This is a genomic window from Glutamicibacter uratoxydans (assembly GCF_050753455.1).
Classification (GTDB): Bacteria; Actinomycetota; Actinomycetes; order Actinomycetales; family Micrococcaceae; genus Glutamicibacter; species Glutamicibacter uratoxydans_A.
This window is the reverse complement of the sequence record NZ_CP192736.1, coordinates 2066648-2091701: the sequence shown is the minus strand read 5'-3', so window position 1 is coordinate 2091701 and position 25054 is coordinate 2066648. Positions and strand designations below refer to the sequence as shown.

The 25054-nt window shown below is 61.2% G+C and carries 19 protein-coding genes; 14 read left to right on the top strand and 5 right to left on the bottom strand.

Annotation, left to right across the window (positions count from 1 at the left end):
• The first annotated feature begins 20 nt into the window (after nt 1-20).
• Nucleotides 21-1046 (top strand): cytochrome d ubiquinol oxidase subunit II, encoded by a 1026-nt coding sequence (gene cydB / locus ACQQZ8_RS09605; protein ID WP_431709608.1) that lies wholly within the window; start codon nt 21-23, stop codon nt 1044-1046.
• Nucleotides 1047-1073: 27 nt separating this feature from the next.
• Complete coding sequence (gene cydC / locus ACQQZ8_RS09600) at nt 1074-4379, top strand: thiol reductant ABC exporter subunit CydC (RefSeq protein WP_431709607.1); 3306 nt, start codon at nt 1074-1076, stop codon at nt 4377-4379.
• A 98-nt stretch (nt 4380-4477) separates the two neighbouring features.
• On the opposite strand, the gene ACQQZ8_RS09595 is transcribed toward cydC, so the two are convergent.
• Nucleotides 4478-7093: a DNA gyrase/topoisomerase IV subunit A gene (locus tag ACQQZ8_RS09595; protein ID WP_431709606.1), complete on the bottom strand. Its 2616-nt coding sequence runs from the start codon at nt 7091-7093 to the stop codon at nt 4478-4480.
• Between the two features lie 112 nt (nt 7094-7205).
• On the opposite strand from ACQQZ8_RS09595, the gene ACQQZ8_RS09590 reads away from it, so the two are divergent.
• The 3 genes from ACQQZ8_RS09590 (at nt 7206) to ACQQZ8_RS09580 (ending at nt 11755) form a co-directional block, all read left to right on the top strand.
• Nucleotides 7206-9866, top strand: a complete 2661-nt coding sequence (locus ACQQZ8_RS09590) for a GNAT family N-acetyltransferase (protein ID WP_431709605.1) — start codon at nt 7206-7208, stop codon at nt 9864-9866.
• Between the two features lie 114 nt (nt 9867-9980).
• On the top strand, nt 9981-10568 hold the full coding sequence (locus ACQQZ8_RS09585) for a DUF5998 family protein (protein ID WP_431709604.1): 588 nt from the start codon (nt 9981-9983) through the stop codon (nt 10566-10568).
• A 14-nt stretch (nt 10569-10582) separates the two neighbouring features.
• Nucleotides 10583-11755 carry an alkaline phosphatase family protein gene (locus ACQQZ8_RS09580; protein ID WP_431709603.1) on the top strand — a complete coding sequence of 391 codons (1173 nt, stop codon included), beginning with the start codon at nt 10583-10585 and terminating at the stop codon, nt 11753-11755.
• Between the two features lie 91 nt (nt 11756-11846).
• Here the strand turns inward: ACQQZ8_RS09580 and sepH are convergent, their stop codons facing one another.
• The gene (sepH, locus tag ACQQZ8_RS09575) at nt 11847-12890 is read right to left on the bottom strand and encodes a septation protein SepH (RefSeq protein ID WP_431709602.1); all 1044 of its coding nucleotides are present in this window, start codon (nt 12888-12890) and stop codon (nt 11847-11849) included.
• Between the two features lie 240 nt (nt 12891-13130).
• Here sepH and ACQQZ8_RS09570 point away from each other — a divergent pair, with 240 nt between their 5' ends.
• Complete coding sequence (locus ACQQZ8_RS09570) at nt 13131-13433, top strand: DUF4193 family protein (protein WP_431709601.1); 303 nt, start codon at nt 13131-13133, stop codon at nt 13431-13433.
• Between the two features lie 70 nt (nt 13434-13503).
• Here the strand turns inward: ACQQZ8_RS09570 and ACQQZ8_RS09565 are convergent, their stop codons facing one another.
• Entirely contained in the window at nt 13504-14058 is a 555-nt protein-coding gene (locus tag ACQQZ8_RS09565) for a DUF3093 domain-containing protein (RefSeq protein WP_431709600.1), read from the bottom strand.
• Nucleotides 14059-14225: 167 nt separating this feature from the next.
• Here ACQQZ8_RS09565 and dut point away from each other — a divergent pair, with 167 nt between their 5' ends.
• The 4 genes from dut to ACQQZ8_RS09545 are packed head-to-tail and all read left to right on the top strand — an operon-like array spanning nt 14226 to nt 16570.
• A complete protein-coding gene (gene dut, locus ACQQZ8_RS09560; RefSeq protein WP_431709599.1) occupies nt 14226-14684 on the top strand; it encodes a dUTP diphosphatase in 459 nt (152 codons plus the stop codon).
• 37 nt (nt 14685-14721) lie between these two features.
• Nucleotides 14722-15423, top strand: coding sequence for a DUF3710 domain-containing protein (locus tag ACQQZ8_RS09555; protein WP_431709598.1), 702 nt, complete (start codon nt 14722-14724; stop codon nt 15421-15423).
• A gap of 13 nt (nt 15424-15436) precedes the next feature.
• Nucleotides 15437-15826 (top strand): hypothetical protein, encoded by a 390-nt coding sequence (locus ACQQZ8_RS09550; RefSeq protein ID WP_431709597.1) that lies wholly within the window; start codon nt 15437-15439, stop codon nt 15824-15826.
• Nucleotides 15827-15856: 30 nt separating this feature from the next.
• On the top strand, nt 15857-16570 hold the full coding sequence (locus ACQQZ8_RS09545) for a DUF3159 domain-containing protein (RefSeq protein WP_431709596.1): 714 nt from the start codon (nt 15857-15859) through the stop codon (nt 16568-16570).
• 6 nt (nt 16571-16576) lie between these two features.
• On the opposite strand, the gene ACQQZ8_RS09540 is transcribed toward ACQQZ8_RS09545, so the two are convergent.
• Nucleotides 16577-17242, bottom strand: a complete 666-nt coding sequence (locus ACQQZ8_RS09540; RefSeq protein ID WP_431709595.1) for a potassium channel family protein — start codon at nt 17240-17242, stop codon at nt 16577-16579.
• On the bottom strand, nt 17239-17934 hold the full coding sequence (locus tag ACQQZ8_RS09535) for a potassium channel family protein (RefSeq protein ID WP_431709594.1): 696 nt from the start codon (nt 17932-17934) through the stop codon (nt 17239-17241). Before ACQQZ8_RS09535 ends, ACQQZ8_RS09540 begins: the two co-directional genes overlap by 4 nt.
• 131 nt (nt 17935-18065) lie before the next feature.
• Between ACQQZ8_RS09535 and ACQQZ8_RS09530 the strand changes: the two genes are divergently transcribed.
• The 4 genes from ACQQZ8_RS09530 to ACQQZ8_RS09515 all read left to right on the top strand — a co-directional run bounded on the left by ACQQZ8_RS09530 (nt 18066) and on the right by ACQQZ8_RS09515 (nt 25041).
• A complete protein-coding gene (locus ACQQZ8_RS09530; protein ID WP_431709593.1) occupies nt 18066-20048 on the top strand; it encodes an APC family permease in 1983 nt (660 codons plus the stop codon).
• A gap of 32 nt (nt 20049-20080) precedes the next feature.
• On the top strand, nt 20081-21397 hold the full coding sequence (locus tag ACQQZ8_RS09525) for a class I SAM-dependent RNA methyltransferase (protein ID WP_431709592.1): 1317 nt from the start codon (nt 20081-20083) through the stop codon (nt 21395-21397).
• 189 nt (nt 21398-21586) lie between these two features.
• Entirely contained in the window at nt 21587-24295 is a 2709-nt protein-coding gene (acnA, locus tag ACQQZ8_RS09520; protein WP_431709591.1) for an aconitate hydratase AcnA, read from the top strand.
• A gap of 254 nt (nt 24296-24549) precedes the next feature.
• Nucleotides 24550-25041 carry a hypothetical protein gene (locus tag ACQQZ8_RS09515; RefSeq protein ID WP_431709590.1) on the top strand — a complete coding sequence of 164 codons (492 nt, stop codon included), beginning with the start codon at nt 24550-24552 and terminating at the stop codon, nt 25039-25041.
• Nucleotides 25042-25054 lie beyond the last annotated feature (13 nt).

Below are 25054 nucleotides of genomic sequence, written 5' to 3'. Positions count from 1 at the left end.
ATCCGGAAAGGCAGATCACGATGGAATGGTTACCCACACTCTGGTTTGTGCTCATCGCTGTGCTGTGGCTGGGCTACCTCTTCTTAGAGGGCTTCGATTTAGGCGTGGGCATGCTGATGGGTTCCATGGCTCGCAACGACCGCGAACGCCGGGTCATGCTTAACACCATTGGTCCGGTCTGGGACGGCAACGAGGTGTGGTTACTCACCGCGGGCGGTGCGACCTTCGCCGCGTTTCCGCACTGGTATGCTTCACTGTTCTCCGGACTCTACATCCCGCTGGTCTTCGTGCTCGCCGCCCTCATCTTCCGGGCGGTGGCCATCGAATACCGTGGGAAGGCACATACGCGCACCGCGGTAAAACTTTGGGATCTCGCGATGAGTCTGGGCTCCTTCGTGGCGGCCTTTGGGGTCGGGGCGATGCTGGCGTTGACCACGCTGGGGCTGCCGTTGAACGCGAACGGAGACCGCATCGGTGGCGCGTTCTCCTGGTTCGGGTGGGAAGCGGTGCTCGGTGGGCTTGCCGTCGTGGGTTACTGCCTGATTCAGGCGCTGGCCTTCCTCCGGTTGAAGACCGATGGTCCGATCCGCAAACGCAGCGGCACCCTCTTGGTGCGTTGGATGCCCCTCGCACTACTGCCATTGGTGTTCTGGGCACTGGTGGTGCTGCGGCGCGCTGATTCGACGGTGGCCTGGGTGCTCTTGGGGCTCAGCGCCGTCATGCTGCTAAGCACCTGGGTGGCTGCCAAGGGTGGCCGGGAAGGGCTATCCTTCAGCACCTTGGGGATCGCGCTGGCTCTCGGCGTGGCAGCAATTTTCACCGCGGTTTTCCCGGTGGTGTTGCCCTCCACCGTGGACCCGGCCTTCAACCTGACCATCACCAACGCCTCTAGCAGCCCCTACACCCTGCGACTGATGAGCATCGTTGCGGCCTTCGCCGTGCCACTGGTGCTGGCCTATCAGGCCTGGAGCTACTGGGTGTTCCGCAAACGCATCCACGAAAAGCACATCCCGGAACTGAGCCCGGTCACCCCGGTCGTCAAGTAACCGGCCCACGAGCACAAAGGACTGTCAATGGCCGCCAAACGTTTCCTCCCCAGTCAGCTGCTCAGCCGCGGCCAACTGGTGCTGCTCACCTGCTGGTCACTCGCCAAAGCCGCCGGATTAATCCTGCTGGCCTTCGCACTGGGCCGTTGGATCGCCTCACTGGCCGGCAACACGCCGGTAGATCCCGAGCCGCTACTGACGTTGGGAGTGCTCGGTGCAATCCTGCGCGCAGCTGCCGGCTGGGGACTGAACGTGGCCAGCCGACGGATGGGCTTGGGAGCCAAGGAGCGGATGCGTGCCCGACTGGTCAAAACCAGTGCCGAACACACCACCCTGACCGCCGCGGACAGCGACTTCTCCGTCCCGGTCACCGCCACCCTAGCCGCTCATGGGCTGGATAAGCTCGATGACTACTTCACCAAGTTCATCCCCGCCATGGTCACCGCATTTGTGCTCCCACCGGTGCTCGGGCTCTACATTCTCAGCCAGGATCTAACCAGCGCAATCATCCTGGTGCTGACCATTCCATTGGTACCGATGTTCATGGTGCTCATTGGGATGCACACCCAAGACAAGGTGGCCGCCAGTCAACGCGGATTGGATGGGCTGGCTCACCAACTCTACGAACTGGCCCTAGGGCTACCAGCTCTCCTCGGGCTGGGCCGTGCGCAGGCGCAGGGCAACGCTATCGCGGCGTTGGGCCAACGGTACCGCAAAACCACCATGGACAACCTCAAAACGGTGTTCCTCTCCAGCTTCTGGCTCGAACTGATCTCCACCCTCTCGGTGGCCGTGGTCGCGGTGTTCATCGGGCTGCGCCTCGTGGGCGGGAACATGGAGTTGGCCATTGGGTTGACCGTCCTGATTCTGGCTCCAGAAATTTTCGCGGTGTTGCGCGACGTAGGATCGGCCTACCACGCGGCTGATGACGGGCTGGCCGCCTACCAGAAGTACACCGCGCTGACCGAGAAAGTGCAGGCCCGGCCATTGGCAGCCCCGGCTCCGGGGCAGGACGTGATCCTGCAGATCGACGATCTGCAGCTGAGCTATCGAAAAGACCAGCCGATTTATCGCGACTACCAGCTCACCCTGCACGCCGGCGAGCGCCACCTGCTTGATTCGATCAGTGGTTCGGGGAAGACCACGCTGCTCAAAGCCATCGCCGAAGCGCACAGCGCCACGGGGATGGACCCCGACCTGGTTTCCGGTCGGATCGGCATCAACGGTTCGCTGGCCGTGATTGAACAACACCCGGTGTTTAATCAGCCGACTGCGGCTGAGCAGCTGGCCCTGGACGCCCCGTTAGCGAGCCACGAGCTGCTACAGGACCTCGCCCAACAGTTGAATTTGGCGGGACAGCTCGATGGCCAGATCGCCGAATATTCCCCGGGGCAGTTGCGTCGGCTAGAAGTCTTGCGGGCACTGGCCCGGGTACACAGTGACCCAACGGTGCGCCTGCTCTTGGCCGATGAGCCGACCGCGCATCTTGATGCGCACAACGCCGCCACCGTGCGCCGGCTCTTAGCCGAGCTACCTGCCCGGTGTGCACAACTAATCGCCAGTCATGATGTGCTGCTCGGGGCGCGGAGCGCCGAGCCTGCCTCGGTCACGACCGACCCACCGGCAGTTGAAGTGACGGATGCACCAGCTGAGCCGAGCGTGACCCATCCGCCGGCGCAAAACGGCGCTCAGGGCGGTTTCCACCCGGTACGGGAACTCCTTTTCGGACAACGGGCGGCCACTAAGGCCCTGATCCTCGGGGTGCTGTCGGTGATCTGCGCAGTAGGGCTCGGAGCGGTCAGTGGCTGGCTGATCGTCAAGGCCAGCTATATGCCTCCGGTGCTACACCTATTGGTCGCCATCGTGATGGTCCGTGCCCTAGGAATTGGGCGGGCAGCCCTACGCTATGTGGAGCAATTGGCCATCCACGACGCCGTGTTGAGCTATGCCGGGCAGCTGCGTGAAAAGATTTGGAACGCAATGGTTGCCCAGCCGGCACGTTGGGGGATTATCTCCCGCTCCCCGGTGGTGCTGCGCTTCCTCCTCGCGGAGGTCGATGAACTGCGCGACCTGCTGGCACGGGTGGTGTTCCCTCCGCTCCAAGCGCTCCTGGTGTGGGTGCTCGGCATCGGGGTGATGTTCTTGATTCAACCGGCTTTCGGGGTATTGAGTCTGCTGGTTTTTGGTGCGACGCTGCTGATCGTTCTGCCGCTGGTTCGGGTGCTGGAAGGCCGGAACCTCAGCTTAGCGCTGGAGCATCGCCTGCAGGTCAATGAGCAGGTGCTGGGAATCTTGCGGAGCCGGGCCGCGCTAAGGGCCAATGATTCACTGCCCATCGTGCTGCAACGTTTGGCCGCCGCCGAGGCGCAAAACCAGCGCCGCGCGAAAGCTCACGCGCTGGGCCACGGGGTGGGGGTTATGCTGCTCAGTCTCGGCACAATGCTATTGGCTCTGGGGGCAGTCGCGGTATCCACCGTCAGCCCGGAATTGACCGCGGTAGCCGCGCTGCTTGCCCTGGCCTTGGCCGAACCCGGAAGTGCGGCCATCACCGCCTGGCAACAAGCTGGTGGGTTGCGGCAGCTGCGTCAGGCGCTCGCCGAACGTTCGGTGGCCGATACCCCAACCCCCGCAGCTGCCGAGCCTAAGCAGACTGGATCCCCGGTCCATGGGTTCGAACTTCGGGGTCTGGCCCTGGGCTACAGCCCAGAACGGCCGCTTTTCACTGAGCTGAATGCGCTGATCCCCGCCGGACAGTGGACCGCAATCAGCGGACCGTCGGGCTCGGGCAAGTCCACCCTACTTACCGCGCTTCTCGGTGCGCTCACTCCGCTAGCGGGGCAAATCTTCACCCTCGACGAGCAGCAGCGACCTCAGATCTTGACCCCCGGAGCACTGACTTCGGTCGCCTGGTGCCCGCAGGAAGCACACCTCTTTGACTCCAGCTTGGAACGCAACCTGGCGCTGGGGGTCAATGGGCAGTTGCCCACAACCCAGCAGTATGAGCAGGTGTTGCGCCGGGTAGGTTTGGGGGAATGGTATGCCCAGCAGGAGCATGGGCTGCAGACCCGCATTGGCAGCGGCGGTCATAGCCTCTCCGGGGGACAGCGCTGCCGGTTGGCGGTAGCGCGTGCTTTGCTCGCGGATAAGCAGGTGATCCTGCTCGATGAGCCTACCGCACACTTGGGACATGAGGAAGGTCTGGAATTGATGCGGCAGCTGCGCACTGCGCTGGCCGGGCGTACCGTCGTGTTGATCACCCACGATGAGCAGTTGGCCGCGGACTGTGAGAACCGGATTGGGCTGGGTACCGGCCGGTTGCTGCAGAACAGCTAAAGCAGGGCAGCGTCACGGCCCGCCGTAGCCAACGTAGTTAAACCAGCTGTGGCCCCGCAGGTGCGGGGCCACAGCTGGTTTTGCGGTTCCTCAGGATGTTAATCGTCGCCGAGGATGACCCCGCCATCGGAGAAGGGCACGGAGTCCTCAACCAGCTCGTGACCGATCTTAGTGTCCGCAGCCGCGGCGGGCTGTTGTGCGGTGGCACTGTTCGGTGCGGTGGCTACCGGTTCGGAATCCGGGGTGCTTCCGCCCAAGATGGCAATGGGTTGGGCCAACGGGGCTCCGGAACCGTCGCGTTTGGCGTATTCGGTAGGTAGCGCGCGCACCACCCCGGCAGGGGAGGAAGCCCGGGCTGGGCCCGGTCCCGCGTACCCTAAGACCAGACGCTCCTCACCCTTGGTGAAACGGTGAGCTCGCACACCGGCGGTTGCGCGTCCCTTGACCGGGAATTGCTCGAGCTCGGTGAGCTTTACCGACTGTCCCGAGGTGCCGGGCAACACATCGTCGCGGATCGCCACGGTGGCCACCACCGCGGAGTGATCGTTTTCCGGCACCACCCCAAAGAAGATCGCTTGATCTTCGGCAGCGAGTTTGATGCCGACCATGCCCCCGGCCGTGCGGCCCTGCGCCCGCACATTTGCGGCGGCAAAACGCAGCAGTTGCGCCCCTGCGGTGAGGAAGACCAGTTCGGTGTTCTCCTCGGCCACGCCCGCACCGATCACCGCATCGGAGTCCTTCAGGGTGATCACTTCAAACTCGTCGCGGTTCAACGGATAATCCGGGTTCACCCGTTTCACCACGCCGTTGCGGGTACCCAAGGCAAGCACCCGGTTCAGCGGCACCAGCGCGATGGGTTTCTCATGCTTCGGCAGTTTCAGGAACTCACTAATTGGTACCCCTTGAGACAACTGAGGGAAGCCGTGGCCTTCGGAGAGTACCGGAACATCGATCATCGAGACCCGGATGATCCGTCCAGTACTGGTGAGCGCCCCAATTTCGCCACGCGCGCTGGTGGCCACCTGCGAGAGGAGCACATCGTGTTTGACACGCCCGGCGCTGAAATCTACCGTGGTCCGGTCGGTGGTGCGGGCCAGCTGACCCGTGGCAGAGAGCAGGGCCCGGCACGGGCGGTCCGCCACTTCCATGGCTAAGGTCGCCTTCTTACCGCTACCTACTGCTTCGGGAAGCTCGGTGCCGCGCAAGGGCTTCAGGCTCGCGTCCTTGCTCAACACGGTACGACGTGGGGTGCCGAAGGTTTCGGAGACCTCGGCCAACTCGCTGGAAACTACCTCTCGCAGCCGGGCATCGGAACCCAAAATCTCGCGCAATTCGGCGATTTCGGCGCGCAACTGTTCGGCTTCGGCCTCTAACTCGATCCGGGAATACTTGGTCAACTGACGCAAACGCAGCTCAAGAATATGGCTGGCCTGCGGTTCGGAGAGATCGAACACCTGCATCAGGCGTTCGCGTGCTTGGGCGGCGGCATCCGAGGAACGAATCAAGGCGATCACTTCGTCAATATCGACGATGGCGATCAGCAGTCCCTCCACCAGATGCAGGCGTTCCTCACGTTTGGCTAAACGGTGCGCGGTGCGCCGGCGCACCACCTCCAGCCGGTGACTCACATACACCTGCAGCAATTCACGCAACCCCAAGGTGCGGGGCTGCCCGGACACCAGCGTCACATTATTGATGCCAAAGGTGTCTTCCATCGGGGTGTACTTATACAGGCTGGCAAGCACCGCGTTGGGGTTGAACCCGTTCTTCAGCTCGATCATCAGCTTGAGCCCATGGGTGCGATCGGTCAGATCCACCACATCGGAAATCCCGGTGATCTTCTTATTCAGCACCCCGTCCTTGATCTTCTGGATCACCTTTTCGGGGCCCACCAGATACGGCAACTCGGTGACCATCAGCGCAGATTTACGCGCCGAGATCTTCTCCAAGGTGACCTTGGCCCGGGTCCGGAAAAGTCCACGGCCGGTGCGGTAAGCATCCTTGATCCCATCCAGACCCACGATGGTTCCGCCCGAAGGGAGATCCGGGCCAGGCACCAGCTTCATCAAATCTTCGACACTGGCCTCAGGGTTAGCGATCAGGTGGCGGGCCGCGGCAATCACTTCGGTGAGGTTATGCGGGGCCATATTGGTGGCCATACCCACCGCGATACCGGTGGTTCCGTTCACCAAGAGGTTCGGGAACGCGGCCGGCAGCACCTCGGGTTGCATGAACTGGTTGTCATAGTTCGGGACGAAGTTCACCACATCTTCATCCAGGTTCGCGGTCATTGCCACGGCGGCGGCGGCCAACCTGGTTTCGGTGTAGCGGGGGGCTGCTGGTCCGTCATCGAGCGATCCGAAGTTTCCGTGTCCATCAATGAGCGGCAGACGCAACGAGAAATCCTGCGCCAAACGCACCATCGCGTCGTAGATCGCCGCGTCCCCGTGGGGGTGCAACTTACCCATCACCTCGCCGACCACGCGGGCGCTTTTCACATGTCCCTTTTCCGGGCGCAGACCCATTTGGGACATCTGGAAGAGAATGCGTCGCTGCACGGGCTTGAGCCCGTCGCGGGCATCGGGCAGCGCCCGAGAATAAATCACCGAGTAGGCGTACTCCAGGAAGGAATTCTCCATTTCACTGGTGACATCAATATCGATAATGTTCTCGACAAAGTCCTCGTCGGTCACTGTGGTGTTCTTGCGAGCCATTGAGCTGTTCGTGCTCCTACCTACTGCTGGATAAGAAGTTGCATGACCGCGGCGCATGCTGTGGTGCGTCGTATCTGGCCGTAGGCCCCTGACGCGCACTATTGTTTAGCTTATGGTGGATCCTAAAGTTTCTGCGGCATATCCGGCTCATTGGGAAGCGGATGTTGTGCTTCGTGATGGTTCAACCGCGCACCTTCGGCCCATAACCCCGGCCGATGCTCATGCGCTCCAAGAAATGCACAAGCACCAGTCCGAAGCATCGGTCTATCTACGCTATTTTACGTACAAGTCGCAACTAACACCCAAAGAGCTGGACCGCTTCACCAATGTGGATCACCGCACACGGGTTTCCTTCATCGTGCTGCGCGGGGAAAAAATCATCGGCATCGGTGGCTACGACCAGCTTGATGACCCCACCGAGGCCGAGGTGGCCTTCAATGTGTCCGACGACTTCCAAGGCACCGGGATCGCCTCCATCCTGATCGAACACCTGGCTGCGGCAGCGCGCGAAAACGGTATTGAACGCTTCACCGCCGAAGTTTTGCCGGAAAACCGCAAAATGCTCACCGTGTTTGCCGAAGCCGGGTACGCCGTGGCGCGGCACTTCGAAGACGGGGTGGTGATGCTGGTCTTCCCGATCGACCCCACCGAAAAGTCCCGTTCGGTGATGGAAGCGCGCGAACACCGTGCCGAAGCACACTCCGTGGCCGGGCTACTTGCCCCGAAATCGGTGGCAGTGATCGGCGCCAGCCGTACCTGGGGCACCTTAGGTTATGAGGTGCTTAACCGGCTGATCGAATCGAACTTCCAAGGCGCAATTTACGCGATTAACGAGCAAGCCTTCGAAATTGGGGGATTGCCCAGTTATGGGCGGATTACCGAGGTGCCGGGCCCGGTGGACCTAGCGATTATTTGCGTTCCCAAGGAACGGATCTTATCGGTGGTTGATGATTGCGCCGCTCACGGGGTCAAGGGACTGCTGGTGATGAGCGCCGGCTACGAGTCCGACACCGGTCTACGTGAACAGCGCGAACTTGTCACCCGTGCCCGAATTAATGGAATGCGGGTCATTGGTCCGGCCTCGCTGGGGCTGCTGAACACCGCCAGCCAGATTAAACTCAACGCTTCAGTGGCCCAGCGTCTGCCAGCGGCCGGAAATATCGGTTTCTTCTCACAATCCGCGGCCATGGGAGTGCTGTTACACGGGGTCCAAGAACAGCGCGGACTCGGGCTGAGCTCGGCCATTTCCGCGGGGCTACGCGCCGATGTGTCGGGTAATGACGCCATGCAGTACTTCGAGGACGATGAAGCTACCGAAGTGGTCGCCATGCACCTGGAGTCCTTCGGTAACCCGCGTAAATTCTCCCGCATCGCGCGTCGGCTCTCGCGCACCAAACCGGTCATCGTCGCCAAGAGTGATGTGCTGGGGCACCGGCTCCCGCCGGGTCACTCGGTGCGCACCACCCAAGCCCCGTCCGCGGCCTTGAACGCAGTATTGGCTCAAGCCGGGGTGATCCGAGTAGGTTCGGTCGAGGAACTGATGGATGTGGCCACCGTACTGTCCACCTCCCCGGTGCCGGCCGGACCGAACGTGTCGGTACTATCTAATTCGCTGACCCTCGCTGAAGTGATCTGCGATGTGGCAGCCACCCGCTCCTTGAACGCGACCGCTGAACCGGAGGAACTGGACTTCTCCCTCGGCCAATCCCGGGCCTTGCCACAACTGCGCCGCCGGATCCAGGCGGCTCTGGCTAACGAGCAGGTGCATTCGCTGATCGTGGCCCTGTTGCCCGTTCCGGGGATTCGCGATGAGGCGATCCTCAAAGAGCTGCAAAGCTTCGCCGATTCCAGCAAGCCGGTGCTGATCGTGATTTCCGGACGCCCGGATCGCAACATCGCCACCGGGGTGCACCAACAGATCCCGATCTTCACCTCTCCGGCTGGGGCGGTACGCGCCCTGGATAAAGCGCACGGATACCGGCAATGGCTGAATGTGGAGCATGATCCGCTCCCGGCGCCCAAGGACATTGATGTGGATGGGGCCGAAGAGTATCTGAAGCAGCTCACCGCTGACATTCCGGGCACCGCACTGCGCACCCTCGACTACGCGCAGAGCACCCAGCTGCTGCGCTTCTATGGGATTTCGGTCTTCGATTCGGCAATCGTGCATGACGCGGATGCTGCAGTTGCCGCCGCGAACCGGTTGGGCTGGCCGGTGGCGCTGAAAGCCAACGATGAGAACCTGCGCCAACGTTTTGACTTGGGTGGGGTGAGACTGAACATCACCGATGAGGCGACCCTGCGCGCTAATTTCGAACATATGACCCAGTCCATGGAGAGTTGGGGGGTCTCCGCCCTAGAGGTGCAATCGATGGCCGAGGCCGGGCAAGCCTGCGTGATCCGGGCAGTGGAGGACCCGCTCCTGGGTCCGGTGCTCTCGTTCGGGCTCTCCGGGGATCCGGTGAACCTGCTCGATGACTGGTCTCACGGTGTGGTGCCGATGACTCAACAGGACTTGGATCAACTGATCCGGCGTCCGCGCAGTAGCGCCCGGCTCTTCGGCTACCAAGGGCTACCTGCGGTGGATCTAGAGCAGCTCAAAGACCTGCTGAATCGGGTGGCGCTGTTGAAGGACAACCACCGGGAAATCGCGATTCTCAAGTTCTCCCCGGTCACCGTCTCCGCGGATTCGCTCAGCGTCCTCGCGGTCGAAATCCAGGTGGGCAACCCCGAACAACGTACCGACACCGTCCGGCGGGCTCTGCGCAGCTAACTATCGTCCACTAACGCCCGCGCCCACGCGCCGGGCGTCGCAAGCAGGACTCTCGGTTCAGCGCGCTGTGTTGCCGCATAGGTAATGGTCGGGGGAACTAGGTAAACTTGAGGTATGAGCTCTCCATCCTATTCGACGACCGCCGCCGCAGATCTGCAGCAGGATCTGGTTCGTGCCGGCTTCTATCCGCAAATGATTCAGGACGTGCTCGCCGAAGCCATGGTCAACCGTCCGGTGCTGGACCACTACGTCCACCTCGAAACCCACTTTGATCGGACCGAAGTACACCGCCACATCACCGTGCTGGTACTCAGCGATGCGGCACTGTTCATCATTCACGTCGATGACCAGCAGCTCGATGATCACGGTAGCGAAATCGTCGCTCAAGTCTCCACCGAAATGACGGCCCTGAAACGCATCGCCTCGGTGGCCACCAGCTATGTTTTCCATCAGCCGCAGCACTACCGCAGTGGCGAGGAAGTGCGCGAGCTGACCTTCGGATTGTCCTGGAACGGAACCACCCGCTTGGACCTCGCCCCCGCCGGCTGCGGGGATCCAGCCTGCGACGCGGATCATGGGCTGAGCGGCACCGCGCAACCCGAAGATCTCGTGATCCGCGTCAGTGCCGAGGCCGACGGGCAAAACGCGGTCAACAAGGCCCGCCGTTTCGCGGTCCGGCTGCGTCAGGCAACAAGTTTTTAGGAGCTCAACACTTCGTGGTCGAACAAGCCCCTTTTACCCCCGCTACCAAGCTGCCTCCCGCACCACAGTATGGGCAGGACACGCTGGGGGAGCTACTACCTTCCGCGGCCCACGCCTTAGGTGTGAATGGCTTCGCGAATCCATTGAAGCTTCCGGCCACCCGGCGGGTCAATTTGGTGATGGTCGATGGACTGGGCTGGAACCAGCTCAAAGCTAATCTGGCCCACGCACCCTTCCTGCGCTCCATCTTCTCCCAAGCGCAGCGGCTGACGACCGGGTTCCCCTCCACCACGGCGACCTCACTGAGCTCTCTGGGTACCGGGGTGAGCCCAGGCACTCACGGGCTCGTGGGCTACGATGTCATCGACCCGGAACGCCGCAGGGTGGTCAACCAGCTTGGCGGCTGGCCGACAAACCTGAACCCAGCACTCTGGCAACCGCTACCCACGGTGTTTGAAACCATCGCCGCACACGGGGTACATGTCGCCACGGTCTCCTTGGGGCTCTTCGCCGACTCTGCGCTGACTCGGGCGGCGCTGCGCGGACCGACGTTCATTGCCGCGAATTCGTTGGCTGCCCGGTCCCGGGCCACCACCGAGGTCTTCGCCAAGGAACGTCACGCACTGGTCTACACCTACTTCAACGAATTGGATAAGGCTGGGCACAAATACGGGGTGGACTCGGACCAATGGCGCCACACCCTCGAAGAACTGGACTACACGATCAAACTCATGGTCTCCCGGCTCCCAGCCGGCACCAGTGTGCTGATTACCGGGGACCATGGGATGGTCGACGTGTCAGCTTCGCAACGCATCGACTACAGCCTTGAACCCGAGCTGATCGAGGCAGTGGAGCTCACCAGTGGCGAACCACGAGGGGTGCAACTGAGCTTCGCGGCGAATACCCCCGAGGCCACCCGCGCCAAGGTTCGCGCGGCCTGGATTGAGCGCTACGGAACCAAGGCCTGGGTGTTGACCCGTGACGAAGCAATAGCCTATGGGCTTTTTGGTCAGCTGCGCGAAGGGGTGGCCGAACGGTTAGGGGATCTGCTGATTCTGGCCGCCGAGCCGGTGGCATTCTACGACGGACGCCGGGTGGCCCCCACCGCTTTCGAAATGATCGGACAGCATGGCTCGCTGACCACCGCGGAACGGATTGTGCCACTGCTGAGCGTGCACACCGGCTAACAGAGACAAAACGAACATCGGAGCCGGACTTCACCACGGGTGAAGTCCGGCTCCGATCACATTTCTGGGGCGGGCCTACAGGCTGCGGCGGCTAGTCCTTTTTCCGCCGACCGAACATGATGTCATCCCAGCTGGGAACCGAGGAGCGCTTAGATTTGCGCTGGTTGGCTTCCTCATCGCCGCTGGACTTCTCATCCTCCGCCGGTTCGGACTGATTATGTAACACGGTCAGCTGCGAGGTACGTGTCGAAATAGTTTGCGGCAGATGCGGCAAACCGGACTCGTCATCCTCCTGCTCAAACTTATTCATATTGCGTTCGATGATCTCGTTCAAACGCTCATCTGTGCCCTGGTCGCTTCCCGTACGCTGTCCGCGGCGGGCATTGAGCAGATCAATCAGCTCTTCGTTGCTCCCGGATTCGCTGGCCGTCTCACCGGCGCCTGACTCCGGTTCAGCTTGGACAGCCACCGGAGTGACGGAGGAGAAATATTCGGGGGCGGCCTGTTCACTCAAGGTCTGCGACCAGCGGTTAAGATTCCGCAAGGTGCGACGCTGTGGGTGGAATGCCCACTTAGCGACATTCTGATCCTCGTTGGAAGCCTTACCCAAAGTTTCGACATTCTCATTGTGTAGCGGGGAGGCGAAGGTTGCGGTGACCATCCACTGGCCCTCCGGGTCCTTCCACGAATCCCATTCCACATTCTCGGCATCGATACCCAGTTGCCCCAACCGGTGGTTCACCATCGCGCCGAGATCGGCTGGTTCTTCGCCGAACGCTTCACGGTACTCGGCATCGGTTTGCGGGCCGGAAACCTCCACACGCTGGGCCAGCTGTGCGATATGGGCCCGTTCGGCCAACACTGGTCCCTCGTATTTCAGGATCTGCTCGATGGGTACATCCCACTCGATCGACAGATCATAGGCCGAAGCACCAGCACGGACCCGTGACTGAATTTCACGCGGTGAATGATCCGGGGACTGCTCCCGGTTACGCGGCGCTCGGGCCCGGGCAATCTCTGCCATGGCGCTACGCAGCGCATCGTCGACGGGCAGCTCAAAGCTCATCCCGTCGTCACTGCTGACCTGCAGGCTGGAACCATTTTCATGTATTCCTACCAGTCTCAGCTGACGCATCACTACCCTCCACCCGGATTATTACCTGTCTAAAACTTTGCCACTGAGCGACGCAATTTCCTATTACCGCAAGGGGTGTGGCGAGAATTTCCTAGGGCTTCGAGCACGAAACTTGGCTTTGAGTGACCCGGAACGGGAATTTAATGGCGCGTAGCTGGTTATACACCCAGGCTCGTGGTGGTGTAATCTGCCGCAACGAGCAGTTGCAAGTTCTTTGAGGAAAAGAGAAAAGACATCCCGATGGCAACCGATTACGATGCACCACGCGATTCCTCGCGTGAAGAGGAAGCCGCCAAGCAGCTGGCCAGCCTGAATGCCGGACGTACCGCGGTTCAGGCCACCCTGATCGATGAGGACGAAGCCGAACTGGCCGAAGGTTTTATCCTGCCAGGAACCGAAATTGATCCGGAGGAGGCGAGCGTGGAAATCATGCCCGAGCAGTCCGACGAATTTACCTGCGCCTCCTGTTTCATGGTGCGCCATCGTTCCTTGCTGGTCCGGCAGGATGGGGCGGCCCTCTTCTGTGCCGAATGTGAAGACTAATTACCCACGCTAGCTGGGTAAACAAAAAATGCTTGACGGTCGCCGTCAAGCATTTTTATTTGGGGGTGAACTAGTTCTTTTCTTCGGGGCCAGTCTCGGAAGGATCCGCAGCTCCGGCATTGTCCGCGGCATCCGCTTCTTCAGCATCGCGGCGGTATTCATCCATCAACCCGCCCAATACCCGGGTCAGTTCCTCGGGGCGGCGGGTCGCAGTGAGCCAATAGGGGGTCTGATCGCGGGGGTCGGTGACCTCGAGCTTGACCACGGCATCGAATCCGCCGCGCAGGTTCATGAACGCCAAGCCGTGCAGTTTCTGTCCACGCTGCTTAAACGCCTCTTCACCTCGGTAACCGGTCACCTCTCCGATGAATTCGCGCTCGATATGCGCACGTGCCACGCGCACCGAGTCTTCGGTGACCACGATTTGGCCCACATTGAGCACCATGATCAGGCATATCACCACCAAGGTGGCCACTCCGACAGCGATTCCCAAACCCATGGCGATGGGTGCAAAAGCTACGCCCGCAGTGGCGGAAATTAGCAGTGGCCAAATCCACGTTGCGGGGGAAGGCCACAGTTTTTCTCTATATAGCACGGTGGTTTCGGCTGGGCTCGCAGTACTCATAGCACCAAGTTTAGGGGGTGAAGCTGTGGATTTCGGTCTTCGGTGAGATACGCAACGTAAGGGGAGGACACGCTAGAGTTGTTTCGGTGGTCCCAGCCGATACGGTCCGGAAATGAGTGGCCCACGAATTGACCTAAAAAAGTTTTGCGGGAGATGACATAACACCGATGAGCGAACCAAGCCTCGATATTTCGCTACAGCTACTGGATGAGCAGATGCCGGTTCCTAGCTACGCGCATCCTTCCGACGCAGGAGCGGATCTGCACGCCCGCGAATCAGTGGTCCTTGCCCCGGGGCAGCGCGCGCTGATCCGGACCGGGATCGCTCTGGCGCTGCCTGTAGGCTACGTCGGGCTGGTTCACCCACGCAGCGGGCTAGCCGCCAAGCATGGGATCACCGTGGTCAACGCTCCGGGAACGGTGGATGCCGGATACCGCGGCGAGATCATGGTCACCTTGCTGAACACTGATAGTTCCGAGAGTTTCACCGTGAACCGTGGAGATCGCATCGCCCAGCTGGTGATTCAGAAGGTTGAGCAGGCTCGCTTTCGGGTTGTCGACTCTTTGGACGAGACCAGCCGCGGGGTCTCCGGGTTCGGTTCAACGGGCGGGTTTCAGGGGAAGTAAGTACCCTAGGGTGTAACGAAGCGATTTTAAGGACAAAATGATTTTCAAGCGTAAGAAGCGCGATCAGCAGCAGGAAGTGGCAGAGCAGAACGCCCCACCGGCGGTTGAAGAGCAACCCAGCCAGCTAGCGGGCAACGGACCAAAGGACATCAATGACATTGAGAATCCCGATGACTACCTAAACTTCGGTTCCCTGCTGCTCAAGCCAATCAGTGGAATGAAAGTTCGCTTGGATATGGAGGAGAAGACCAAAAGGGTCATCTCGCTCTCCCTGGAAGTCGCCGAATCACGCATCCAGTTGCAGGCTTTCGCCCGTTCCAAGTCCGAACAGTTATGGCCCGGAATCAGTAACAAGATCGCCGAAGACCTCACCAAACAGCAAGGGGAGCTGTACATTCGCGACGGTGAATTCGGTAAAGAACTACTGGCCAAGGTGCCGCAGCAGTTGCCCGATGGTCGATCCGGGCATGTGGCCCTACGCTTCATCGGGGTGGACGGTCCGCGCTGGTTCCTGCGCATCGTCGTGGGCGGGGCAGCCATCAGCAATGAAGAAGCTTCCGAGGTTGTCGACGAGCTGGTGCGCGGAGTTGTGGTTGATCGCGGCACTTCGCCTCTTCCGCCACAGGAACTCTTGCCACTGAGCGTGCCGAAGAACGCTCGCACCCACGCCGAGCCACCTCCGGGTGCCCCAGCAGTTCAGCGCCCCGAGCGGGGACCGGAAATCACCCAAATCGGCTAACTGAGCAAACCTGGTGGACACACACGAGGGTCAGCATCCCGATGCGCAGCGGATGCGCGCCGAGATGGAACCAGCATCGAATGCCCCACGCCAAGTAGCATCCTTGGACCGGTTGCCGCTGCGTGGACGCATTGAACATTGCGGGTACATCCAGTCGGTCACTCACCTGCCACAGCAGGAGCGGCCCGCGCTGATCGCCACGGTCATCGACCGGTTCCCAGCCCCGGGGCCCCGTCCGTCAAGCATCGCGTACGTGCGTTTACTGTTCATGGGACAAAAGCAGGTGCCCGGGATTGCTCCCGGGGTGCGAATCCGGTATTCGGGTATGCTCAGTCGGCTGGACCATATACCGACGATCCACAATCCGCGCTACCTGATCCTGCCGCCGGATACCGAAAGCTAACCACCTAATACCGTCGCCGAGATGAGGACAATGAATCAGCAACCCGAGCCGGAAGAGGATGCACCGAACGCGGCTAATGAACCTTCATTAGCTGAACGTTTGGGCTCCGCCACATCGTTGAGTAAAACCACCAACGGCCAGATCGATGTGCTAGCCAGCATCGGCGGGTTGCGTGGGATCGTGGAGACCGTGGCCCCCGGGTTCCTCTTCGTGCTGCTTTTTGCGTTGACCGGAGAACTGAATACCGCGCTGATCGCCGCGATCGCGGTGGGTGCGGTGTTCATGGCGTTCCGTCTTGCGAAGCGTTCCTCGCTGACCCAATCAATTAGTGGTCTGGTGGGCATTCTGATCTGTGCGCTGGCGGCTCGCAGCACGGGGGAGGCAAAGGATTATTATGTCCCCGGGTTTTTCATCGTCGCTGCCTACCTCGTGGCGCTACTGATCTCGATCATCGTCAAGTGGCCACTGTTGGGGGTGCTCTATGGGTTCTTGCGTCAAGAGGGGACCGACTGGCGAGCACAGCCGCAGCGGCTGAAACGCTATCAGATCGCCACCTGGATCATGGTGGGGGTGTTCGCCGCGCGGCTTGCGGTGCAGCTGCCGCTGTACTTCAGCGATCAAGTGGTGGCGCTGGGGATTAGTCGCTTGGTGATGGGTGTTCCGCTCTACGCGGCAGGGCTCTGGTTTGCTTGGCTGATATCCCGACCGCCAGCGATGCTGTCTGAAAGTCAGCCGCCGGCCTAACCCCGCTTAGTGGGCGGTGTCGCGCAACACCGCCCGCAGCTGCTCATGGGCAGCCTCGGTGGTCAAGAAGAACAGTTCATCCCCGCCCTCGATCACATCATCACGGCTCGGTGGGAATGGGGCGCGGTCCCGGATCACCGAAACCATCGTGGTGTCTTCGGGCCACGGCACTCGACCCATGGTACGCCCAATGAGTGCCGAATCGTGGGGCACCGTGAACTCCATCAAATGCACTGTCCCGCTCTGCAGACTCAGCAGTCGCACCAAATCCCCGACCTCCACGGCCTCTTCCACCAACGCGGTCATCAAGCGCGGGGTGCTGACCGCCACATCCACCCCCCAAGCGTCATCGAACATCCACTCATTCTTCGGGCTGTTCACGCGTCCGACGGTGCGCCGGATCCCAAACTCGCTCTTGGCCAGCAAGGAAATCACCAGGTTGGCTTTATCGTCACCGGTGGCGGCAACCACCACATCGTAATCTTCCAGTCCGGCTCGTTGCAGAGTGCTTAACTCGCAGGCATCGGCACGGATCCACTGGGTTTGAGCCAGCGGCGAATCTTCGGGACGGGCATGGTCCCGATCAATTAGCAGCACGTGGTGGCCGTTACCCAACAGTTCTCGGGCGATGGACGAACCCACCGACCCGGCCCCGGCAATCATGACCTTCACTGGGTGAACCCTCCCGTTATGTCACCGACCGCGCGGGGTGCGCTGGCCAGAATCTTCTCCACTTCGCTGCTCTGCGCGACCGGAAGCATTGCATGTACTAAGTCCCCGCCCTGTAGCCGGGTGTGGGAGCGCGGAATGATGCCCTCCCCGAAGCGCGTGAGATAAGCCACGCGGATCCCCGCCGCCTGCTCCAGCGCCTTGACCTGAAGCCCGTACCAATCCGCATGCAACGCGACCTCGGTGAGCATCAGCCGTCCGGAAGCTTCCCGGTAATCGGCGCGCATCGAATGCTCTGGCAAGATCCGGCGCAGCACCTGTTCGGCGCTCCAACGCACCGCGGCCACCGTGGGAATTCCCAGCCGCTGATAGATTTCAGCGCGCCCCGGATCGTAGATGCGGGCCACCACATGTTGCACATGGTAGGTTTCCCGGGCCACCCGGGTGGCCAGAATATTGGAATTATCCCCGCTGGATACCGCGGCAAAGGCGTAGGCTTCAGTGATTTGCGCGGCCTCTAGGGTGTCGCGGTCAAAGCCCACACCGGTGACGGTGTTGCCGGAGAAGTTCTCACCCAAGGCACTAAAGGCCCGCTCGTTCTGATCGATGACGGTGACCGAATGTCCCGAGTCATCCAGCGTATGCGCCAGATGCACCCCCACCCGGCCGCAGCCCATGATGACGAAGTGGGCCATAGTAAACTCCTTAGCCGGCCGAATTCGTTGACCACTTTGTGGCACGAAAACAGTGTGCCATGTTTTGCGCCATGGCCGCTGCTACGCCGCGTCACTGTTGTGCATTGGGCGCCCTGTTATACCGTTGGAAGGTGCCTGCTTTATTCGACGGTCTGAAACGGATCCTGGTGGGGCGGCCTTTCCGTACCGAACGGTTGAAACGCAAACCGTTGCCGCCGAGAATCGCGTTGCCGATCTTCTCCTCCAGCGCGCTGTCCTCGCTGGCCTACGCGCCGGATGAAATCCTGTTGACCTTGGCGATGGCCGGGGTAGCGGCCACCTTACTCTCCCCGCAAGTGGGCCTGGCGGTGCTCTTGGTGCTGCTGGTATTGGTCTTTTCTTACCGCCAATCGGTGGCAGCCTACCCCTCCGGGGGCGGCGACTATGAGATCGTGCGCACCAATCTTGGTCCGCGCTCCGGCGCGGTGGTGGCCGCGGCCTTGCTGGTGGACTTTGTGCTTACCGTGGCGGTCTCCAGCACCTCCGCGGCCCAATACGTGGCCGCGGTGATTCCGGCGCTCAAGGATGAGAAGGCACTGGTGGCCTCGGTAATCGTCGCGGTCCTGGTGATCGGGAATTTGCGTGGCCGCGGCCAAGGGCGCTGGGCGTTAGCCATACCGGTCTACCTCTTCGTGGCGGGGATGCTGCTGCTGATTCTCTGGGGTGCGGTACTGGCGATGACAGGGTCGCTGGGGATGGCGCCAAGTGCCGAGCTCCAGATCCGTCCGGAACAAGAATTTTCCACCGGTTTGCAAGGCATGGCCGGAGCACTGCTGATACTGCGCGCGTTCTCCACCGGTTCGGCAGCATTGACCGGTATCGAGGTGCCAATTTCCAATGTGCATACGCTGAGCAAACCACGCGCCCGCAACGCCGGGCGGATCCTGCTGGTGATCGGTGTGCTCAGTGGGGTATTGACTTTAGGGACCCTGTTCTTGGCTCGGACGACCGGGGTGAAGGTGGTGAGCGACCCGCAGCAAAGCTTGCTGCGCGACGGGCAGCCGGTGGGGCCGGAGTACATGCAAGCCCCGGTCCTCACCCAACTTGCCGAAGCGGTGTTCGCAGGTGCTGGGCTCGGGGTGATCCTCGTGGCAGTGTTGACCATCGGGGTATTGCTCATGGCCGGGAACCACGCCTTCAACTCCTTCCCGAACCTTGCTAGTCATCTGGCCGGCGACGGATTCTTACCCCGCCAGCTGCGCACCCGCGGGGATCGACTGGGCTTCTCCAATGGCATCTTGGCCCTCGGGCTGGCGGCCATCGCCGTGATTTTCGCCTTCAAGGGAGATGTGACCATTCTGGTGCAACTCTATGTGCTGGGCGTGTTCGTCTCCTTCACGCTCAGCCAAGCGGCGATGCTGCGGCATTGGTCCCGGATCCTGGTGCAGGTCACCGGACGCGCCGCCAGAGCCGCGGTGCATCGCAAGCGGCTGCTGAACCTGGTCGGGTTGGTGCTCTCCGCGCTGGTGCTGATCGTCGTACTGATCACCCGCTTCACCCATGGCGCATGGCTGGCGGTGGTGGGGATCCTGCTGTTGATGGCGATTATGGAGTCGCTGAGCCGGCACTACCGGCAGGTGGATAGCGAACTGGCGGTGGACTTCACCCAGGAAGCCACCGCGTTGCCGGCCCGGGTGCACGCGCTTGTGTTGGTGTCCACGGTGCGTAAACCGGTGCTGCGGGCGATCGCCTTTGCGCGCGCCTCGCGACCATCTAAACTTGAGGCGATCATGGTCGACGTGGAAGCGGCGAAAACCGAACGCACCTTGGCGGACTGGCAACAGCTGCAGATTCCGGTGCCGATCACCATTCTCGCCTCGCCTTATCGCACCATCGCCGACCCGCTTATCGATCACATCCGTTCGATCCGCCGGGTTTCACCTCGCGACCTGGTGGTGGTGTACATCCCCGAGTATGTGGTGGGGCATTGGTGGGAACAACTGGTGCACAACCAGACCGCGTTGCGGGTGAAAAACCGCCTGCACCATGAGCCCGGGGTGGTGGTCGCCTCGGTACCTTGGCGGCTGCTCAGTACCGAGGCCGGTGGCAGCGAAGAATCCTCGGCCCACCACTAGCAGAAGCTAAATTACTTGACGAAGGACACTGAATGCCCGACAGCACGATTCTGGAACTGCGTGTGGGCCCGATTGCCCATGGTGGGCATTGCGTGGCCCGCTACGAGGGGCGGGTCATTTTTGTGCGCCATGCCATCCCCGGCGAGCTGGTGCGGGTGAGGGTTACCGAACAGGATCCCACGGCCAAGTTCTGGCGTGCCGATGTCTGTGAGGTGCTGGAGCCAAGCGAGCACCGAGTCGAGCATTTTTGGGACCCTGCGAACGCGCTGAAACACGCCGAGCCGGTGGGCGGCGCCGAGTTCGGGCACATCGCACTAGCTTGGCAGCGTGAGCTGAAGGCGCAGATAGTCCGCGAACAATTTCAGCGGCTGGCCGGGATGGAAGCCGCCGCGGCCGGGTTCACCCAGGTGCTCCCCGCGCCGCAGGAGAGCGACGGTCTGCACTGGCGTACCCGGATGGCCTATACCGTCGACGCCCACGGCCGGCTGGCGATGAGCGCGCACCGCAGTCATACGCTCACCGCGCTGAGCTCGATGCCGCTGGCGCACCGAGCCATTGAAACGGCGCGGCTCTATGAGCTGAACTTCCGCGGGATTTCGCGAGTGGAGGTGGCAGTGTCCAGCACCGATGAGTCCTTATTGGTGCTGTTGGCCGAAGCCGAGCGGGGTGCCGCGGCGCGAGTTGCTGCAGCCCTACCCAAAGCGTTGAACATTGCGGCCTTCTCGCAGGGCAGTGGGGCTGCCGCCGACGGGCAGGGCCAGCTCACTCGGCTGCGCGGGAGAACCTGGCTCAGTGAGACGGTGGGGGAGCACAACTACCGGATCACCGGGGAAGGCTTCTGGCAGATTCACCGGCAAGCCGCGCGCGTGCTCACCGAACGCGTACTAGATTTGTGTGACCCGCAGCCCGGTCAGGTCATCGCGGACCTTTACGCCGGCGCGGGGCTGTTCTCAGTGCCCTTGGCCCAGCGCGTGGGGCAGTCCGGGACGGTTTTCAGCGTCGAAGGCGCGCCGGGAACGCATCGGGATGCGAAGAAGAACCTGCGACAGTTGCCCCACGCCCGGGTCATCCAAGGCCGGGTGGAGCGGGTGCTGAAACAAGTTTCCACCTCGGGACTCGATACGGTGGTGCTCGATCCGCCGCGGGTCGGGATCGAGAAATCGGTGGCCGCGGAGTTAGCTGCCAGCGGGGCCGCGAAGATTTGCTATGTGTCTTGCGACCCGGCTTCTTTCGCACGGGACGTGGCGCGATTGACCTCGCGCGGCTACGAATTACGGCACGTTGAGGTTCACGATTTGTACCCGCACACTCACCATCTGGAGTCTGTGGGGCTCTTTGTGCGCCGCTAAATGTCACTTTCGAGCATTTATGGGTGAATTTTAGTTGTTTAACGCTACCCAACAGGGAAATTTCCAGCGAAGACGATAGACTGATACTAGCTCTGCCGCGCAATAACCATGACTTTCTCAGTTAGGGATCCCTAACTGGAATGAAGATCTGCGTGTGCATCAAGATGAAGTCTGGCGAGAGGAGTCCCAGTGAGCAATGTGGACAGCTTCGGTGCCAAGGGCGTACTTGACGTCAATGGAACCGAATACGAAATTTACCGACTGAACAAGGTTGAAGGTGCCGAGAGCCTTCCCTACAGCCTGAAGGTTCTGCTGGAGAACCTGTTGCGCACCGAAGACGGTGCCAACATCACTAAGGACCACGTCAACGCACTTGGCCAGTGGGACGCTTCGGCTCAGCCGAACACCGAAATCCAGTTCACCCCGGCCCGCGTGATCATGCAGGACTTCACCGGTGTTCCGTGTGTCGTTGACTTGGCCACCATGCGCGAAGCCGTCAAGGACCTGGGTGGCGACCCAACTCGTGTGAACCCGCTAGCACCAGCCGAAATGGTCATCGACCACTCGGTGCAGATCGACACCTTCGGCTTCGCCGGTGCGGTCGAGCGCAACATGGAAATCGAATACCAGCGCAACGGTGAGCGTTACCAGTTCCTGCGCTGGGGCCAGACCGCATTCGACGACTTCAAGGTCGTCCCACCGGGCACCGGTATTGTGCACCAGGTCAACATCGAGTACCTGGCACGCACCGTGATGACCCGCGAAGTCAACGGCGTCGTGCGCGCTTACCCAGACACCTGTGTGGGTACCGACTCGCACACCACCATGGTCAACGGCATGGGCGTTCTGGGTTGGGGCGTTGGTGGCATTGAGGCCGAGGCCGCAATGCTTGGCCAGCCTGTCTCGATGCTGATCCCACGCGTGGTGGGCTTCAAGCTCTCCGGTTCCATCCCAGCCGGTGCGACCGCAACCGACGTGGTGCTGACCATCACCGAAATGCTGCGTAAGCACGGCGTGGTTGGCAAGTTCGTTGAGTTCTACGGCGAAGGCGTGGCCGAGGTGCCACTGGCTAACCGTGCAACCATCGGCAACATGTCCCCAGAGTTCGGTTCCACCGCCGCCATGTTCCCCATCGACGGTGTCACCCTGGAATACCTGCGCCTGACTGGGCGCAGCCAGGAGAACATCGACCTGGTCGAGGCTTACGCCAAGGAACAGGGCATGTGGCACGATCCAAGCCGCGAGATCCGTTTCTCCGAGTACCTCGAACTGGATCTGTCCACCGTCGTTCCATCCATCGCCGGCCCGAAGCGTCCACAGGACCGTATCGAGCTTTCCAGCGCCAAGGAACAGTTCCGCAAGGACATCCACAACTACGTCTCCGACACTGCCGATACCCAGGGCGCTGGTCGTCCATCGGTGGCTGTGGAAGTTTCCAAGGAAGATGGCACCAGCTTCACCTTGGATCACGGCCTGGTTTCGATCGCTTCGATCACCTCGTGCACCAACACCTCCAACCCTTCGGTAATGCTGGCCGCCGCTGTGCTGGCCCGCAATGCCGCCAAGAAGGGCCTGAAGTCCAAGCCATGGGTGAAGACTTCGGTAGCACCGGGCTCCAAGGTAGTGACCGAGTACTACGAGAAGTCCGGACTGCTTCCTTACCTAGAGGAGCTAGGCTTCTTCGTTGTCGGTTACGGCTGCGCCACCTGCATCGGTAACTCCGGTCCACTGGATGCGGAGATTTCCGAGGCCATCAACGCCAACGATCTGGCCGCCACCGCGGTGCTTTCCGGTAACCGTAACTTCGAAGGCCGTATCAACCCGGACGTGAAGATGAACTACCTGGCTTCCCCGCCACTGGTCATCGCCTACGCCCTGGCCGGTACCATGGACTTCGACTTCGAAACTGACTCCCTAGGTGTCGACGAAGCCGGTAACCAGATCTTCCTGAAGGACATCTGGCCATCGCCGGTCGAGGTCCAGGAGATCATCGATTCCTCAATCGACGAGGAGATGTTCGCCAAGGGTTATGAGGGTGTCTTCGAGGGCGATGAGCGCTGGAAGGCTCTGGAGACCCCGGCAGGCGACACCTTCGAGTGGGCCGAGGATTCCACCTATGTGCGTAAACCGCCATACTTCGAAGGCATGAGCGCCACCCCAGCGCCGGTTTCGGACATTGATGGTGCCCGCGTGTTGCTGAAGCTGGGCGACTCGGTCACCACCGACCACATCTCACCTGCAGGTTCGTTCAAGTCGGACACTCCGGCTGGCCGCTACCTGATTGAGAACGGTGTGGATCGCAAGGACTTCAACTCCTACGGCTCGCGTCGTGGTAACCACGAGGTCATGATCCGCGGTACCTTCGCTAACATCCGCATCAAGAACCAGTTGCTGGACGGCGTCGAGGGCGGCTTCACCCGCGACTTCACCCAGGAAGGCGCTCCGCAGGCTTATGTCTACGACGCGGCAGAGAACTACAAGGCTAGCAACACCCCGCTGGTCGTTCTGGGTGGTAAGGAATACGGCTCGGGCTCCTCGCGTGACTGGGCTGCCAAGGGCACCGCACTGCTGGGCGTCAAGGCCGTCATCACCGAATCCTTCGAACGTATCCACCGCTCGAACCTGATCGGTATGGGTGTTCTGCCACTGCAGTTCCCACAGGGCGAGTCCGCTGATTCGCTGGGTCTGACCGGTACCGAGGTCTTCTCGATCTCCGGTGTGACCGAGCTGAACAACGGCACCACCCCGAAGACCCTGAAGGTGACCGCAACCGCCGAAGACGGTAAGGTCATCGAGTTCGACGCCGACCTGCGCATCGACACCCCGGGTGAAGCAGACTACTACCGTAACGGTGGCATCCTGCAGTATGTTCTTCGCCAGATCGCAGCTGCCAACTAGGCTTTAGTCCTTCGGTGGCGCACCTTCTGGTAGCGAACTAGATCTCAAGGGTCCAGAACCTATAGGTTCTGGACCCTTGAGGCGTTTAATGCCGAAAATTGCTTACTGTCATCGCGAAACTTGGGCCGCACTGGATGTTTTTGGCGCGGTTGGGCAGGTTCACCGACCATTGCAACCAGCCGTGGGTTTCCGCCGTGCCGGTCAGGGCCAGGCTTGGGCGCCGAGCTGTCGGTGTCCTGCGATAGCTTGGCAGCATGGAACATGAGATTGCTGCCGTGGCTGAACGGCTCCTTGCGACACCGCGGGATTGGTACTCCGCCCAAGAGCTGAACCAACTGATGCTCGCCGAGGAACCAGTAGACGAACTGTATTGGCTTGTCCATGACTGTAACGACTGGGAGCCGCTAAAGACTATTGCCCAAATAGCCGACGTATTGGCGCTAACCGCACAACATCAGTCGCGGTATCAAATTGAGGACGACGAACCGGTCACGAAATATGCGCAAGGTTTGTGGCTGGAGGACGGAACCTTCACCGTGGAACTGGCGATCATCACCGCCGGAAACGCCTACAACATGCGCATCGGTGCCAGCGCTGAGCCCGACAGGCTCTCCAGCGCGCCAGACGCCCCGATTCCCGATGCGCAGGCCTTGACCTTGGCACAGGCCTACGAGGTGCTTGCCGGATGGGCCAGCGGTCGGGGACTTCCAGAAGGCTACGGAGGAACCATCCACACCTACCGTTAGCTCCTTTCACCCC